Source organism: Pseudoalteromonas sp. Z9A6 (genome assembly GCF_011378805.1).
GTDB lineage: Bacteria > Pseudomonadota > Gammaproteobacteria > Enterobacterales > Alteromonadaceae > Pseudoalteromonas > Pseudoalteromonas distincta.
Genome location: NZ_WTKZ01000013.1, coordinates 28503 through 45504 on the forward strand (window position 1 = coordinate 28503; position 17002 = coordinate 45504).

Here is a 17002-nt window from a genome sequence, read left to right on the forward strand (position 1 = left end):
ATAGATTGCATAGCATAGGTAAAGTTTTTATATTGTTCGGCAATATTTTATTTGGTGCTAATAAAGCACTGCGTGCAAAGGAAAGCATGTGAATTATAAAAAAATATACTACCCAGTTAAGGCGCTTGCTGTTTTATCTTTAGTTGCTGTTGCTATTAAGTACTGGATGCCAACTGAAATTGGCTTTGCGTTTATGCTGTTGCCTTATTTGCTTCTATATTTTTTAGCTAACGCTAAAAACTATAAAAATAAACGGCTCATTTTTATTAGAATTATAGCTGCATTATGTACTATTACTTTAGCGCCAGTACTTGTCTTTGGTATTGAACCTGACCCTCAGGCTGGGATTGGTATTATGTTTTTGCTGATAATGCAGCTAGCTGCAATTAGTGCCTCTGAATTTATTATATTATTCTTTTATATTGATAATGATTAAAAAGCAAACTGCTCATTTACAGTTATTACTGTGTAGTTGCTTTGTGGTTTGAACTTAGTAAAGACTAAGCTCTTCTGTAATCTAATTTTAAAGTTAAAAAAACCTAAAAGCGGTTACCCACTTTTAGGTTTTTTAATGTACTAGTATTTAAGGCTAAATTAGCTATTGATCATAATACATTTGATATTCACAAATTCGCGCATACCAAAGCCGCCGTGCTCTCGGCCGTAGCCACTTTCTTTAACACCACCAAACGGTAGGTTAGGTTGTGCTAAACCGTAGCCGTTAATATTGATCATACCGGTGTCAAAGTACTTTTTAGCTAGTTCAATGGCTTTTTTCTCATCTTTAGAGAAAATACCGCCGCCTAAACCGTAGCGAGAGTCGTTAGCGATGCGCATTGCATCGTCGTTGTCCTTGGCTTTAATAAGCGAAGCTACTGGGCCAAATAATTCGTCGTCATAGGCTGGCATACCAGGGGCTAAGTTATCTAGTAGAGTAGGTGGGTAGTAATAACCCGTTTGCGAAGGTATTTCGCCGCCCGTTACTATGTTTGCACCTGCTTTAACTGATTCCATTACTTGGTCGTGAATGCCGTCGCGTAAATCTTCACGAGCCATTGGGCCTAAGTCTGTATCGTCAGCCATTGGGTCGCCCATTTTCATGGCTTCAAATTGCTCTTTAATTTGCGCTTTAAAGTCATCGTAAAGTGACTCTACAACAACAAAACGTTTAGCTGAAACACACGTTTCACCGTTATTGATCATGCGCCCGGTTACACAGGTTTTAACTGCAAGCTCTAGGTCTGCGTCATCAAGTACTAAGTAAGCGTCGTTACTACCAAGCTCTAACACTGTTTTCTTAACGTGTTTACCTGCTTCTTCTGCTACTTTTTTACCTGTCGCATCACTACCGGTAAAGGTTACGCCGCTAATTGCTTTGTGCGAAATTAAAGAACTGGCTGTTTTGCCGTCGATAAGTAGATTGTTAAAGCAATACTCTGGGAAACCAGCTTGTTTAAATAGCTCTTCTATTTTTTCAGCCATGCCAAATACATTACCAGCATGTTTTAATACGGTTGTGTTACCCGCCATGATGTTAGCTGCACTGTAGCGAATTACCTGATAAAGCGGAAAGTTCCACGGTTGAATACCTAATAATACACCTGTTGGTTGGTAGCTGATAATTGCGCGGCCGCCGTCCATATCACGTTCTTCGTCAGCAAGTACTTCTGGGCCTTGTTCGGCTGTATAACGACAAATTCCTGCACATAGTTCAACTTCTTGAAAGCCTTGCTCGTAAACTTTACCCATTTCTTCGGTCATGAGTTTTGCAATAGCTTCTTTTTGATCTTCAAAGAGTGAGGCTAACTTATTAAGGTATTTTGCACGTTCAGTGAATGACGTTAATCGCCATTTTAAATATGTTTCGTGAGATTTTTCGATTACCTGTTCTGCTTCCTTTTGAGAAAGTAGTGTATAGGTTTCAATGGTTTGCTCAGTTGCGGGATTAATCGTTTTAACTGTGTTACTCATTTCTATCTCCTTACAAATTTAGTTATTTAAAAGGTGCAAGGCTAGAGCCAGTTTTTAAAAAAGTTGCTTTTGTTTTTATCCATCTGATTTTATTAGTTAAATTTAGATTTTTGCTGAAGGGGGATTTTTTAAATATAAAAATTGAGGTGCTCGAGGTAGTAAAATATTCTGGGCGTTGCAAAATTTACAACACCCTCTGGGGCAAACACAGAGCTTTATATTAGCTCCTTTGCAATGCGCTTTAATAAGTAAGTTTCTCGTAAAATAGAAAGCCCTTGTTTTTCACTGTTAGCAATGGTGCGCTCGTTATGCGCAATTGCGTCGTTAATATCAACCCATTTAGCTGTCATGCCATTTTGCTGCTCGTAATGCTCTAACTGCGCTTTGCCAAACTCGTCGGCAATACTGCATACAAAGCAATACGATTTAATATGAATAATATCAAAATCGTCTTTATACCAAGGGCGATACTCTTCATAGAGTCCAAAGGCTTTAACTACACTTATTTGTTGTGCACCAGTTTCTTCGCTTAGTTCGCGAATTAAGCCTTGCTCAATACTTTCGCCGTCATCTACTCCACCGCCGGGTAGGCTGTAGTCTTCATTACGGTTTGTATACATTAAAAGTATTTTATTATTTTTAATTACAATAGCGCGAGCTGTTAAGCGTGTAAATTGAGTACCTTGGTCAATATTAATACCTGAATGTATTAAGGTTTTTAATTGCTGCATTTCGTCTCCTTTTTTAGGTTTTTAATAATAGTTGCTACCATTCTATAAATAGAAACGATTTTAATTATTAATCATAATTTATGATCGATTTTTTTCAGCATACGTAAATATTAGGTTGGTAACATTAATAGCATTTAATCGCTTAAGTTTATTTTAAAATTAGATTCTGGGCGCACCTTTAAATTAATATCAAGGATGCGTAGAATAAGAAAAAAGCATAGGGATTTATCATGTTAGACATACTTTTAGTAGATGACGACGTTGAATTTAGTGACGTTGTTTGCCACATAGTCGAATTCCTCGGCCACAATATAAGCACAGCTACCAGTTTAAAAGAAGCACATCAATGGTTTGAAAATAATGCGTTTGATCATGTGCTGCTTGATTTTATGCTGCCTGATGGTAGCGGTTTGCACTTACTTGATCACTTAAAAACGATTGGGCAATCTCCAAAAATTACACTTATTTCGGGTCATCCTTCAGTTAAAGGTATTTTAGCTGATATGTGTGAGCCAAATGTAGGGCATTTATTAAAACCATTACAACGTGAAGATTTAGAACTCGTTTTAAATGGCCCTAAAAAAGCAGTTAAAAAAGCAAAGTCGAGCGGTATTGTACGCCACTTTGGCGGTTTGATTGGTGAATCTGAGCCAATGCAAAAGCTTTACAACATGATTGAACGTGTAGCTAAAACAAATGCTAACGTGATGCTTATGGGTGAAAGTGGTGCAGGTAAAGAAGTAGTGGCTCAAGCTATTCATAACGCAAGCCAGTGCGAAGGGCCATTAGTTGCTAGCAACTGTGGCGCACTTTCAAAAGAGTTAATTGGTAGTGAGTTATTTGGCCACGAAAAAGGCGCATTTACAGGCGCAATTGCACGTAAAGAAGGTGTATTTGAGCAATCAAATAACGGTACTTTGTTTTTAGATGAAGTAACTGAAATGCCAATTGATATGCAGCCAAATTTACTGCGAGTGCTTGAAACTAAAAAGGTAACACGCGTAGGTGGTAACAGAGAAATACCAACCAATTGCCGTGTTATTTCAGCTACTAACCGCTCGCTTACCGATTTAGCACAAAATAATGTTATTCGTGAAGATATTTACTTTAGGTTGGCTGTTTTTCCTATTGATATACCGCCACTTCGCGATAGAAAAGAAGATGTACCTTTATTAGCAAAAGCCTTTTTAGATCAACTTAATGACGAAAACGGCACTGCCTTTAGTTGGACTGCCGCACAGCTCAAAGAGCTGCAAAGCTATGAGTGGCCGGGTAATGTGCGAGAGCTCCGCCATGCTATACACCGTGCATTTATTATGAGCGACCCACAAACTAGCGATATTATTTTACCTGATAACTTAGAGTCACCTTTTTCGCGCGTTAATAATCAAGCTGCCGAAAAGCCTGTATCAGCAGGGCAAACAATTGAAGAAGTTGAAAAAGAACTTATTCATGCAACGCTTGATAAGGTGCAAGGTAATAAAACGCTTGCTGCACAAATGCTGGGTATTAGTACTAAAACACTTTATAACCGCCTTAATGCATATGGCGGTATTGGCGAATATAAATAGATTTGAGGAAGGGCATGACATCCGATAACCAAACAGAGCAACTCAATAAATTAGTACACGATGCAAGAGGGCCGCTAAATCGTATTTCGATGAATGCTGAGCTGATTAAATTGGTACTTGAAAACGATATGCCAAAAGAAAAAGCGTTAGATGCACTTGATAAAATTATCAATAATTGCCAACAGTGCAGCGAAAGTTTGCAAAAAATATCAGACTCTCAATAAGTATTAAGTGTTGTATAAACTTTAATTCGGGAAGCTAAATGAGCAAGAAAAAACAGCAAGGTAAGGCTAATATTACGTGGGCAACATTTATGGTGGTTGTGCTAGGTATTATTGTGGGCAACGCATTTTTAGCATTGAATACGATTCAAGGCTTAACACAAACCCAAAAAAGTTTAGACAACACTAGCATGCTAACCACAGCAATTGAAAAGCTGCATCTATCCATAGTGCAGGCTGAGTCTGGGCAGCGTGGTTATTTATTGACAGAAGAGGCTGACTATTTAGCGCCTTATTATGACGCTATTGGGCAAATTGAGGCGCAAACAGATCATGTCAAGTCGCTTCACTCTGAGATTGACGGTCAAGCTGAGCGTATAGCCCAGTTGTTAGTTCTTGTAGATAGTAAAATTAAAGAATTAAAACAAACTGTAAACCTTGCGCTAGATGACAAAGAAAGACGTGCGATGTATGTATTAAATACACATAAAGGAAGAAAGCTTTATAAGCAAATTAGAGAGTATGTTAATGAAATTCAAGACCGTGAATTACTCTTTAAAGTAAGCCATTTTTCTAAATTAGCACAGATTAAAAATGAGGCTAAAATTACATTCGCTATAACAGCAATAACCAGTGGGTTGCTGATTATTGGTATGTTTATTATGACGCGCCTTAATTTAAGAAATGCAGCACAATATCGTTTTGAGCTTGAAAAACAAAACGAAACATTAGCAATTAAGGTTTCTGAGCGGACACAAGAGCTAACATTATATTCAGATGAATTGAGCCGAAGTAACCGAGAGCTTGAAGAGTTTGCTTTTGTAGCAAGTCATGACTTACAAGAACCTCTTAGAAAAATCCAAGCCTTTAGTGACCGTCTCGAAACTATGTTTAAAGATGAGCTGGGTGAAAAGGGGATGGATTACATTGGGCGCATGAAAAATGCAGCGCAGCGTATGTCTAATCTAATAAACGACTTATTAGAGTTTTCGCGTATTACAACGCGTGGCAAAGACTTTGACGATACGAATTTAAATGAAGTTGTAGCTGATATATTAAGTGATTTAGAGATAGCAATAAAAGAGTCTGAAGCACAAATTGATGTGGAGGATTTGCCAGTTATTCAGGCTGATAAAAGCCAAATGCAGCAGCTGTTTTTAAACTTGTTGTCGAACGCTGTTAAATTTAGGCGTCCAAATATAAGCCCGCACATAAAAATCAGTTATCAAGATGAAGATATTTTCAGCTCTGATCATAATACTCATTTAAGTTTTCAAGTTATTACCATAGAAGATAACGGTATTGGTTTTTCACAAGACTATGCCGATAAAATATTTGTACCGTTTCAGCGATTACATGGACGCTCACAATATAAAGGCACGGGTATTGGCCTTTCTGTATGTAGGCGTATTGTAGAGCGCCATGGCGGAACAATTACAGCCCAAAGTAAAGACGGTGAAGGTGCAACCTTTATCATAAAACTACCTGTGGAAGCTGAGCTTTTCACATTGCAAGGAGAGGCTTAAATGCCCTATTCAAAAGTAAAACCGATTACTATTTTAATGGCAGACGACGATGAAGATGATCGTTTGTTAACACAAGATGCCCTTGCTGAAAGTCGTGTACTTAACGAGCTTCACTTTGTTGAAGATGGCGTCGAGTTACTTGAATATTTAGAACGTAAAGGTAAGTTTGAAGACAAAGCAGTTTCGCCGCGTCCTGGACTTATATTACTTGATTTAAATATGCCTAGAATGGATGGCCGTGAAGCGCTTGAAGCCATAAAAGGAAACCCTAGCTTAAAGGGAATTCCGGTTGTTATATTAACTACGTCTAAACAAGAAGAAGACATGGTAAAAGGGTATAACTTAGGTGCCGCATCTTACATCACTAAACCAGTAACGTTTGATGGCTTAGTTGATTTGATGAAAACGCTAGGAAAATACTGGGTAGAATTTGTAGAGCTACCATCAACATTTAACGATTAAAGGGAGATTCTATGTTAGATAAAGTGACTAAGCTGCTGCTAGTTGAAGACGATGAAGATGATTACATACTCACCTGCGACTATTTACAACAATTAGATTCACATACGTTTAATGTAGAATGGATAAGCTCTCCAGAGCAAGCAATTGAAAAGCTGAGTAAAAATGAGCACGATATTTGTTTGCTCGACTATCGCTTAGGTGCATCTAACGGGCTAAGCGTTTTAAAAAAAGCGATAGCCAACGGTTTTAGCGGTCCTATTATTATGTTAACGGGGCAATCTAATGATGAGTTAGACTCAGCTGCGCTTGATGCGGGCGCCGTTGATTACTTAATAAAAACAGAAATGAGCTCGAGCCGATTTGCGCGTGCTATTCGTTATGCTTTAGCGCGTAAAGATGTAGAAGGTGAGCGAGTTGAACGCTTAAAAGCTGAAGCCGAAAATCGTTCAAAAGATCGATTTTTAGCTCATTTGAGCCATGAGTTACGTACCCCTCTATCGTCTATTTTAGGTTACACCGAACTGTTAATGCAGAGCGACTTTAGTCAGCAAGCAGAAAATGAATTGGGTGTTATTTATCGAAACGGTAAACACTTATTGAGCTTGTTAAACGATGTGCTCGATTTGTCAAAAATAGCAGCCGATAAACTGGAACTTACCCTAAGCGAAGTTAACCTTGATAGCATGCTTGCCGATGTATACACGCTAATGCGCGTATCGGTGCTTGATAAGGGCCTTACGTTGCGCTTTGAATCTCATAAGCCATTACCTCTAGTTGCACGACTGGATGCAACAAGAGTTCGTCAAATTTTAATAAATCTAATAAATAATGCGGTTAAATTTACCGATAAAGGCGAAATTGTTGTTAATGCGTGGACGCAATGGGTTGATGACACTGAAATGCTATTTTTTAGCATTAAAGATTCAGGTATGGGCATTGCCCCTGAAAAACAAGAACTTATATTTAAGCCTTTTGAACAAATAGCCGATGTAGAATCACGCTCTGTAGGTGGCGCAGGCTTAGGTTTGGCAATATGTGCTGAATTGTTAGCGCGTATGCACGGTGATATTAGTTTGCACTCTGAAATAGGCAAAGGTTCTACATTTACTATTTCGGTTTATCCGGGTGACATTAGTGGAGTAGAACGCCAAACGCTTAATTTTAGTAGCGCACCACAATTACAAAGTAAATCAGCTCCTTGTAAGGTACACGGACGAGTATTAGTAGTTGATGATTTACGTGATTTACGCATGCTAGTTGGTCATATGATCAGTACCTGTGGTGCGCGCGTAGATTATGCCGAACATGGCCAGCAAGCGCTTGAAAAAGTACGCATAGCAGATGCGTATAAAGCGCCTTACGACATTATTTTTATTGATATTCATATGCCTGTAATGGGCGGCAAGGAAGCTACCATAGAGCTTAGAAAAATGGGCTATAAAGGCCCAATAATTGCGCTCACTGCCGCTACGATGAAAGGCATACATGAAGAGCTTGCTGCACTTGGTTTTAACGATGTAATACCAAAGCCTGTTGATAGCGCGGCTTTATATCAATGTTTACAAGATTACTTGGTAGCGCCAGAGCATGCACCGCAAGCTAAAGATATAAGCTGTGGCAAGGACTTAACTGAGAAGAAACAACGTTTTTTACTGGTTGAAGATGACCACGATGCAGCACAAATTACGCAGCTACTTTTAGAAAGCTTAGGTGTTGAAACCGTCATTGCGTCTAGCTGCGCACAATGTTTGCAAATACTTAATCACGACCAGCAATTTAATAAGGTATTGTTAGATATGCATTTACCTGATGGTCGTGGCGTTGACTTAGGCCAGCAAATTAATGAGCGATACCCTGAATTACGCTTAGTGATTGTAAGTGGAGCAGAGCCAGATCCAAGAGAAATAAAAGATTTAAATATTGACCGAGTTTTACTTAAACCTATTAATTTGAGCTTACTTGAAACGCTTATTAGCTAAGGACTGTTTCTCTTTTTAGGTTGAATTCATCAGTATGTTTGGTGTTTAGGCAAGGCTGAGCCTGTGTAGTGTGGTTATTTCCTATAAATAGGCGATAGCGAAGCAAAAATGCCGAACATGCGTTGCCCGATAGCTCCTAGATTGAACAAATTTTAATTCTGAAAGGTCAACAGGCCCTAATAACTGAGACATTATTTATATGCATTCAATAAAGTTAGTATCTGAAGAGTTAACACCATCAAAAGTAGTGTGTGTTGGGCGTAATTATACCGCACACATTGCAGAGCTAAATAACGAAACGCCAGAGCAAATGGTTTTATTTAATAAGCCAAATAGCGCAATTACTAATACGTTATTTGCAGCTCACAACGGCGATACGCTGCATTATGAAACCGAGTTGTGTTTTGTAGTTAAAAATAAAAAATTTGTAGGTGTTGGACTCGGCCTTGATTTAACTAAGCGTACTGTGCAAAGTAAATTAAAAAATAAAGGGCTTCCATGGGAGCGCGCTAAAGCGTTCGACGGCTCTGTTATTTTAACTGATTTTGTAGCGCTAACTGATGCAATGAAGCACTTTACCTTTGAACTTAAAATTAATAATGAAGTGATTCAGCGAGGTGATACTCATTTTATGCTGCACAATCCTGACTCAATTTTACAAGAAATTAGTGAATTTATGAGCTTAGAAGACGGTGATGTAATAATGACAGGTACACCGTCGGGCGTAGGTGAGGTAACAGCTAAAAGTATTTTTGCAGTGGCGCTTTATGCTAATGATCAGTGTTTGCTTGAGCATCAGTGGCAAGTAAGTAAAAGTTAACGACTTGCTGTTGGTAGTGTTTATCAAAGTCAGTAAAGGTGGTTTTAAGCCAACTATGCTGACTTTGTTGATACTCAGGCGATTGGAGTACATTATTTTTTAATGCGCGGTTAATTTTTTTAAGGGCTTGCTCTGCAAAATTATTAGGTGCTTTAGCCGCACAGCCTATTGCTCCTCTTATAAATTGAATGTCATTTTCTGCAATTGGCACACTTTCTATATACGTATACTCCCCTTGTTTATTAAAGTAATCAGCCATAAACGGGTAATCAATTGAGTAGTCTAAAAAGCCGTGACTCAAGCGTGCTATAACAGCCTGACTTTCATTTTCGCTACTCCAACTTAACGAAGACTCTTTATCTCGTTTTGTATTTTCAATAATTGTATTAATTTTAGTTGTAAATTTACGTGCAGCCGCTTGCCCGTATACATATTGCGGGTCGGTTAATAAATTAATAAGGTGAATAGGCGAGCCGTGCTTTTCTTCTAATTGCGGCTTTAGCTCTTTAGTCGTGATAATTGAAAATGGGGGATATACCGTTGTTGGATTTGAGTAGTTAAGTTGTTGGTTATTATTTTTTTTATAAATAACACACGGAAAACATACATTTTTTCCTTCATTTAAATATTTATTTATACGCTGCTGAGGAACAATTAAGCGGGTATGTTTTACATCAGTTATGGTTCTGATGAGTTGCTCGGTTAGGTTGTCGCAAATACCGCCTTGTGGTGCGCTTTCACTTTTAGCTATATGAAAAGGGGGCGTGTAACTTTGCAGCCAAATAATCTCTTCTAGAGGTTGTACTTTTTGCTCAACGGCGTGCGCGTTGAATACAATTAATAAGCAAAATGCATAGTATCCGTTTTTCAGCATTGATAAGTGTTCGTTGAATTAAGAAAACTTAATAAAAGTATAGTGTTGGTTGTAGTAGGGTCAAATATTTTAGTTTAAAAGCAACCTCATTCAAGGCTGCTTTTAACTCATACATGCTTAATAAGGCATCGGATGGTTTCTAAATATGGTGTTAATATCACTAAGAATTTCGTCGTTTAGCGTTATGCTAAATGCGTCTATATCTTCCTTTAATTGAGCTATAGATGTTGCCCCGATAATTGAAGAAGTTACGCCATCTACTTGGTTACACCATGCTAAGGCTAGTTGTGCTGGAGTAATATTGTTTGCATGAGCCAGCTCAACATACTGCTTAGTGGCTTGCTCTGCATTGGGTGTATCTCTAAAAATACCGTTACGCTGCATGAAGGTCCAACGAGAGCCTTCAGGGCGAGCACCGTTTAGGTATTTACCCGTTAATAAACCGGCTGCTAAAGGCGACCACGGTAAGTAGGCAATATCTTCGTGTACACATTGTTCTATTAAATACGGCCAGTCTTTAGCGTGCGCTAAGCTAAACTCATTTTGAATAGATACCATACGCGGTAAGTTATGCTCTTTGGCCAAACTTAAGAACTGGCTTATACCCCATGGCGTATCGTCAGATAAACCGCAGTGCTTAATTTTACCTGCTTTAACACATTCATTAAGGCCTTCTAGAATATCAAGCATACTAGCTTGTTGCTCTTGTGTATTTACGTCGGTAAATTTAAGAGTGCCGGGCCATTGTCTGCCAAAGTGAGGGGTAGAGCGGTTTGGCCAATGTAGTTGATATAAATCAATGTAGTCTGTTTGAAGTCGCTTAAGTGAATCATCTACGACTTCTATTACTGTTTGGCGAGTAATATTGCCGCCATCACGTACCCACGATAATCCATTGCCTGCAATTTTTGTAGCTAGTACCACTTCGCTGCGCTTTTGCTGATTACGCGATAGCCAATTGCCAATAATTTCCTCGGTTTTACCATAGGTCTCTGGCGAAGGAGGCACAGCATACATTTCGGCTGTATCAATAAAGTTTACGCCTTGCTCGAGCGCGTAGGCTATTTGTTCATCAGCGTCGCTTTGAGTATTTTGTTTACCCCAAGTCATACTCCCTAGGCACACTCGAGATACGTTTACGCCACTGCTACCTAGTGGGTTGTATTGCATAAAAATTCCTTAACTAAATTAGTTTTGAGCATGGCTGATTAAAGCCGATAAAAGAGGCTCGGAGATTGGGGCTTTTTGCCCTGTAGTAAAATCAAACATTACAACTTTAGATGCACCCGTAGTCGTTATTGCTTTTTGTGCATGGCTGTAAACGGTGTAGTTCATGGTAAAGCGATCTGTTTTAAGATCTGTAATTGTAACGCCTACAGTGAGTGTGTCGGGAAAAGTTACTGGGCGTTTATAGCGAACGCTATTTTCGCTGATTACTGGGCCCACACCGTTTGGGCTTATTGTGTCGAACAGATTTATTTTATTTAAAAAGTCGATCCGGGCTATTTCAAAGTAACGTAAATACACTACATTATTTACGTGTTGTAGCGCATCCATATCAGCCCATGCTACGGTGATATCGGTATGAATAGGGTGCTGATCTTTAAACGTTTGCATTATTTATTGGCCCTTGATTTTTAAAGTACTTAGATTATCAACATGGTGTTACGAGCTCAAGGTAATTAATGGCATGTTTTTTTATAAGATGATTGTACCTGTTTAATTTTAGGTCTACAGTTAAATTACACAGACACACAAAAACACACAAAGGTAAAAATATGCAGAATATAATTAATTGGGCCTTAGCTTGTTTGGTTTTTATAGCCTCTTTTACCTGTTACGCGATGGGGAATGAATCTGGCGCTATCATTTTAATGTTGGCAGGATTTTTATTTGAGGTTATGTATTGGCTACGTGGTTATAAAGAGCAAGAAGGTAATAAGCGCTTTTTTTAATCGCTAACTAGGGCCTGTTGACCTTTCAGGATTAAAATTTGTTCAATCTAGGGGCTATTTAATCGCGGCGCGAGGTTTGTGACCTAGTGGGCTAAGTAAAAGCCGAGCAACAAAGAGTAAATTGCCCCTAGGCAGAACCCTTCGGGCAGCGTATGTTTGGCATTTGTGCTACGTTATCGCCTATTTATGGGGAATAACCACACTACATAGGCTCTGCCTTGCCTAAATACCAAATATACTGCTGCAAATTTAACCTCGAAAGATAAACAGGCCCTAGGCTTGCTTATCACATTTGATTCTATAATAATGACTGTATAAATAACCAGTTATTGTTGTGGTGATGAAGAAGTTTATTCACATAGATATGGATTGCTTTTATGCAGCAGTAGAAATGCGAGATAATCCAAAACTTGCATGTGTACCGCTTGCTATTGGAGGCAATAGCCGACGAGGCGTGCTCTCAACCGCTAACTATATAGCTAGAGAGTATGGCGTACGATCGGCTATGTCGAACTATCATGCTAAACAATTATGCCCCGATTTAGTTATTGTCCCAGGGCGCATGGCTGTATACAAAGAAGCTTCAAACCAAATACGTGAAGTATTTAGACGCTACACAGACTTAATTGAACCTCTTTCTTTAGACGAAGCCTATCTAGATGTAACAGACAGCACCGCTTGTAAAGGCAGTGCCACACTTATTGCACAGCAAATAAGAGCCGATATTTACAATGCTACAGGGCTCACTGCATCAGCTGGTATTGCACCGATTAAATTTATTGCTAAAATAGCCAGTGACGAAAATAAACCGAATGGTCAATTTGTCGTTTTGCCTGATGAGGTTGATGACTTTTTAGCGCAATTACCGCTGGGGAAAATTCCAGGAGTGGGCAAAGTAACGCTCGAAAAGCTAAATTTAAAAGGCTTATATACCGGCAAGGATGTACGTGAAAAAGGCATTAACTGGATGCAGCAACATGTGGGTAATTTTGGTGTGTCGCTTTATCAAAAATGTGCAGGTGAGTATGTTGGTAAAGTATCCACAGATCGCATAAGAAAATCGCTGAGTGTTGAACATACCTACGAGTACAACAAAACGAGTTTACAGGAGTGCTTAGATGAGCTGCCAAGGTTGTTAGAGGAATTAGTTTTAAGGCTTAATAAACAGCAGTTACAAAATCGTATTAATAAATTGAGTGTTAAGGTGAAGTTTGCAAATTTTGTAGTGACCTCAGCCGATCAGGTATATCACGAGCTAAATATAGAAATATTTGTTCAACTACTTACTAAGGCCTACCAGCGAGGGCTACAACAGCCTGTAAGATTACTTGGCATAGGCGTTGGGATTAAAAACGAGCCAGAACAAAACTTCCAACTTAGTATTCTCGATTAAGCTGTAAAGCCTGTAACTCCAAGTTGCCATTTATTGATAGGTTATGTGATTAGCTCATCGCTCCTTGCTGGTCTTCAATATATAAATCGACGATAATAGGGGCTTATGTTTTCTAACAGGACCTTATTTATGGCATACCCTCAAGCGGTTAGTGCAAGCTTTGAATGCACATCTCATGATGCGCTTATTATTATTAGTAATGACTTTTCTCAGTTACCAAATAACTCATTACGTGATGCTATTTTAGCTCAAGCAAACGTAGATTCTCGCATCGGTAAGCAAGTTACTTTATTAGTAATTGAAAACAAGCGCGTTGTACTTGCGCCAACCGGTCCGTTAAATAGAGATTACGACGACGTGCGTCGTTATTTTGATGCTGCTAAATTAGCAATTAACGAAGCAAAAGCGTCGGGCAGTGTTAACCCTGCATTATTTTTACCAAATTTAAATGGCGATAGCCGTTATCAGCATGCTTTAGAAGTTGCTTATTTAGGCGCTTGCCAAGCCTTATGGCAGCCATTAGAAGCGCGTGAATATCACGGTGAAAGCATTGAACCTATTACACAGATTGGTTTAGTTGGCGCAAGCGAGCAAACGATTAAAGCTGTTAATGCAATTGCAGCAGGCCAATATGCAGCGCGTGACCTGTGTGGTACTGAACCTGAGCGTATGGCTCCACCACGCTTTGCAGATTACTGTGTTGATTTATTTAAAGGCTCAAACATTGCGGTTGACGTAATTGACGATATTGCAGCTATTGATAAAAACTACCCAATGCTGAGTACAGTTGCTCGCGCATCGTATGCAGTTGAGCGCCATCACCCACGTGTTGTTAAGCTTGAATATGTACCAGAGGGCGAAATTACTCGCACACTTATGTTTGTAGGTAAGGGGCTTGTATACGATACAGGCGGTGCAGATTTAAAAGTAGGCGGTTATATGGCAGGCATGAGCCGTGATAAAGGCGGCGCAGCTTCTGTTGCTGGCTTTATGAAAGCCGTTGCGGATTATCAGCCTAAAGGCGTTAAAGTGGTATCGTACTTAGCTGTTGTTCGTAACTCTATTGGCTCGGATTGTTTTGTGCCAGATGAAATTATTACTAGCCGTGAAGGTGTTCGTGTACGTATTGGTAATACCGATGCAGAAGGGCGCTTAGCAATGGGCGACCTGCTTAGCGAAATGAAAGATTTAGCTAAAACAGAGGTTAATCCAACGTTATTTACTGTAGCTACATTAACGGGTCATGCAGCTCGTGCAATGGGTCCTTACGGTGCGTATGTTGAAAATGGTCCAGCTCGTAGCGCTGGTGTTTCACGTCAAATAGCTGATTTGGGTGACTTATGGGCCGATGGCGCTGAAGTATCGCGTTCACGCCGTGAAGACTACGACTTTATTAAACCACGCACACTAGCTGACGATGTTTTATCTAGCAATAACGCGGCATCGGCTGTTACCGCTCGTGGTCATCAGTTCCCAATGGCATTTATGGCTATTGTTGGTGGGCTTGATAAACACGGTAACGATTCGGTTCAGCCACTACCTTATGTTCATATGGACATTGCAGGAAGCGGTGTTGAAGGTGGTGATTGGCAGCACGGTAAGCCAACTGCCGCATCAGTAACGAGCTTGTTTGCACGTTACTGTATGTAAGCTAAAAACTTTCATGCAATAAAAAAGCCCTGTTAATTCAGGGCTGTTGCGTTTCATGGTAACGGTATCGCTATCAATCTAATTTAAAGCGATTAACTACGCTCGAAAGCCCTTGGCTACTTTGTTTAAGGTTATCGCTGGCATTTGTAAGCTGTTTAGTATTATTAAGTGACTGCTCTGTTGAGTGTGATAGCTCGTTAATACGTAAATTAACTTCATCAGCGGCTTGAGTTTGTTGCTCTGTGGCACGTGCAATTTGGCTGTTCATTTCGGTAATAATTGAAACAAGTCGTTCTATTTCATTAAGTGAAGTATTGGCAGACGACGCCTGTTCTACGGTAGAAAGCGAAAGTGCTTGGCTTGATTTAACTGCTTCTACTGCTGCTTTTGCACCTTCTTGTAGTTTAGTGATCATGGTTTGAATTTCGTCAGTACTTTGCCCTGTACGGCTTGCCAATGTTCTTACTTCATCTGCAACAACTGCAAATCCTCGGCCGTGCTCTCCTGCGCGAGCTGCCTCAATGGCGGCGTTTAATGCCAGTAAGTTTGTTTGTTCCGATATACTTCTTATTACATCAAGTACCGAGCCTATATTATGACTCTCGTTGGCCAAATCAGCAGTTACACGGCTGACTGTTTCAATGTTGCTTGAGAGTGTTTCTATTGCTGTAATTGTTTGCGCAACCACATTTTTACCCGTTGATGCGTTTTGTGCTGCATCCTTAGCTGCTTGCTCTGCGGCTTCAGCGTTACGGCTCACATCGTGTATTTGGTGAGTCATTTGCTCCATGGCAGCTGCAACTTGGGTTGAACTATCGTTTTGAAGCTCTATAAATGAGTGGCTTGTTTTACTTGATTCGTCAACGATTTGTGCATGCTTGCTTACGCTGTTTGCGCTTTGTGCTACATGAGCAAGTGACTCTCGTATTTTTAAAACAAACAAATTAAATGAGCGCGATAGTTCAGATATTTCATCGTTACCGGATTCATTTAATGTACGGGTTAAGTCGCCTTCGCCTTGTGAAATGTCCTTCATCATATCGGCTGCTAAGCGAGTAGGTATTAAAATACTTTTACCTATAAAGTAACTAAGCAAAATAACAGCAATAATCATAATTATTGCACTGACTATAATTAGGTTACGTTGTTGGCTAAATGCCTCGTCAATTGAATCAAGGTATACACCCGAGCCAATAATCCATTGCCATTGACTAAACCCTTTAACAAAAGCAACTTTCTCTACAGGTTGGTCTTTACCTGGCTTTGGCCACTTATAAGGTATAAACCCTTCACCATCACGCTTAACTATATTAGCCATTTCTACAAAGAGCGCTTTGCCATCGGGATCTTTATTATTACTTAAATCTTTATTATCGAGGGCAGGTTTAATCGGATGCATTATCATTGTAGGCTGATAATCATTTATCCAAAAATAATTAGTACTGTCATAGCGCAGTGCTTTTATTGTTTCAAGAGCTTGCGTTTTAGCTTGCTGCTGGGTGAGTGAGTTATTTTGTTCAAGGTCATGAAAGTGCTCAATGATGCTGTGAGCAGTTTCTACTACATTTTGTGTTTTAAGGTACTGCTCGTTTTTAAGGGCATTATATTGGTTAGTTAGGCTGGATATGCTCAGCACTATAAGCCCAAGCACTACAATGGCTATTAACAGTGAGAAACGTTGAAATATACTAAAGCTACGTAAACTAGGCATACATTCATCCTTAAAAATTGGCGCTTTTGCGCATTGAATAAGCGTAGCTAAAAAGAGAGTTTAATCTAGGCTTAACAACCATTAATGCAAAAAAAAGGCTGATTTATCAATCAGCCTTTAGTCTACTTTTTAAACTTG

The 17002-nt window shown here is 39.4% G+C and carries 16 protein-coding genes; 10 read left to right on the forward strand and 6 right to left on the reverse strand.

All coding sequences use genetic code 11. The annotated features are described in order from the left end of the window. Positions 1-88: 88 nt before the first annotated feature. On the forward strand, positions 89-436 hold the full coding sequence (locus GQR53_RS07350; RefSeq protein ID WP_165743375.1) for a hypothetical protein: 348 nt from the start codon (positions 89-91) through the stop codon (positions 434-436). Between the two features lie 158 nt (positions 437-594). Here the strand turns inward: GQR53_RS07350 and GQR53_RS07355 are convergent, their stop codons facing one another. Then, positions 595-1971, reverse strand: coding sequence for an NAD-dependent succinate-semialdehyde dehydrogenase (locus GQR53_RS07355; protein ID WP_039485091.1), 1377 nt, complete (start codon positions 1969-1971; stop codon positions 595-597). 215 nt (positions 1972-2186) lie between these two features. Then, complete coding sequence (locus tag GQR53_RS07360) at positions 2187-2702, reverse strand: NUDIX hydrolase (RefSeq protein ID WP_165743377.1); 516 nt, start codon at positions 2700-2702, stop codon at positions 2187-2189. A gap of 230 nt (positions 2703-2932) precedes the next feature. Here GQR53_RS07360 and GQR53_RS07365 point away from each other — a divergent pair, with 230 nt between their 5' ends. The 6 genes from GQR53_RS07365 (at position 2933) to GQR53_RS07390 (ending at position 9281) form a co-directional block, all read left to right on the forward strand. Then, on the forward strand, positions 2933-4273 hold the full coding sequence (locus GQR53_RS07365) for a sigma-54 dependent transcriptional regulator (protein WP_039485084.1): 1341 nt from the start codon (positions 2933-2935) through the stop codon (positions 4271-4273). 14 nt (positions 4274-4287) lie between these two features. Continuing rightward, positions 4288-4497 carry a histidine kinase gene (locus GQR53_RS07370; RefSeq protein ID WP_039485081.1) on the forward strand — a complete coding sequence of 70 codons (210 nt, stop codon included), beginning with the start codon at positions 4288-4290 and terminating at the stop codon, positions 4495-4497. A 38-nt stretch (positions 4498-4535) separates the two neighbouring features. Then, positions 4536-6020 carry a sensor histidine kinase gene (locus GQR53_RS07375; protein ID WP_024597247.1) on the forward strand — a complete coding sequence of 495 codons (1485 nt, stop codon included), beginning with the start codon at positions 4536-4538 and terminating at the stop codon, positions 6018-6020. Beyond that, positions 6021-6482 (forward strand): response regulator, encoded by a 462-nt coding sequence (locus GQR53_RS07380; RefSeq protein WP_165743378.1) that lies wholly within the window; start codon positions 6021-6023, stop codon positions 6480-6482. 11 nt (positions 6483-6493) lie between these two features. Further along, positions 6494-8461 (forward strand): hybrid sensor histidine kinase/response regulator, encoded by a 1968-nt coding sequence (locus GQR53_RS07385; protein WP_165743380.1) that lies wholly within the window; start codon positions 6494-6496, stop codon positions 8459-8461. A 199-nt stretch (positions 8462-8660) separates the two neighbouring features. Then, entirely contained in the window at positions 8661-9281 is a 621-nt protein-coding gene (locus GQR53_RS07390; RefSeq protein WP_024597249.1) for a fumarylacetoacetate hydrolase family protein, read from the forward strand. Here GQR53_RS07390 and GQR53_RS07395 read toward each other — a convergent pair. From GQR53_RS07395 to GQR53_RS07405, 3 genes are all read right to left on the reverse strand, one after another. After that, the gene (locus tag GQR53_RS07395; protein WP_165743382.1) at positions 9232-10155 is read right to left on the reverse strand and encodes an ABC transporter substrate-binding protein; all 924 of its coding nucleotides are present in this window, start codon (positions 10153-10155) and stop codon (positions 9232-9234) included. The genes GQR53_RS07390 and GQR53_RS07395 overlap by 50 nt on opposite strands. A 117-nt stretch (positions 10156-10272) precedes the next feature. Then, positions 10273-11325, reverse strand: coding sequence for an aldo/keto reductase (locus GQR53_RS07400; RefSeq protein ID WP_165743384.1), 1053 nt, complete (start codon positions 11323-11325; stop codon positions 10273-10275). 18 nt (positions 11326-11343) lie between these two features. Further along, positions 11344-11772 (reverse strand): thioesterase family protein, encoded by a 429-nt coding sequence (locus GQR53_RS07405; RefSeq protein ID WP_165743385.1) that lies wholly within the window; start codon positions 11770-11772, stop codon positions 11344-11346. 161 nt (positions 11773-11933) lie between these two features. Between GQR53_RS07405 and GQR53_RS07410 the strand changes: the two genes are divergently transcribed. The 3 genes from GQR53_RS07410 to GQR53_RS07420 all read left to right on the forward strand — a co-directional run bounded on the left by GQR53_RS07410 (position 11934) and on the right by GQR53_RS07420 (position 15153). Beyond that, positions 11934-12110 (forward strand): hypothetical protein, encoded by a 177-nt coding sequence (locus GQR53_RS07410; RefSeq protein ID WP_165743387.1) that lies wholly within the window; start codon positions 11934-11936, stop codon positions 12108-12110. Positions 12111-12450: 340 nt separating this feature from the next. After that, positions 12451-13503 carry a DNA polymerase IV gene (gene dinB, locus GQR53_RS07415; RefSeq protein ID WP_165743389.1) on the forward strand — a complete coding sequence of 351 codons (1053 nt, stop codon included), beginning with the start codon at positions 12451-12453 and terminating at the stop codon, positions 13501-13503. A gap of 129 nt (positions 13504-13632) precedes the next feature. Next, positions 13633-15153, forward strand: coding sequence for a leucyl aminopeptidase family protein (locus GQR53_RS07420; protein ID WP_165743391.1), 1521 nt, complete (start codon positions 13633-13635; stop codon positions 15151-15153). A 73-nt stretch (positions 15154-15226) separates the two neighbouring features. Here GQR53_RS07420 and GQR53_RS07425 read toward each other — a convergent pair whose 3' ends face one another. Next, complete coding sequence (locus GQR53_RS07425) at positions 15227-16864, reverse strand: methyl-accepting chemotaxis protein (protein WP_165743393.1); 1638 nt, start codon at positions 16862-16864, stop codon at positions 15227-15229. Between the last annotated feature and the right edge of the window lie 138 nt (positions 16865-17002).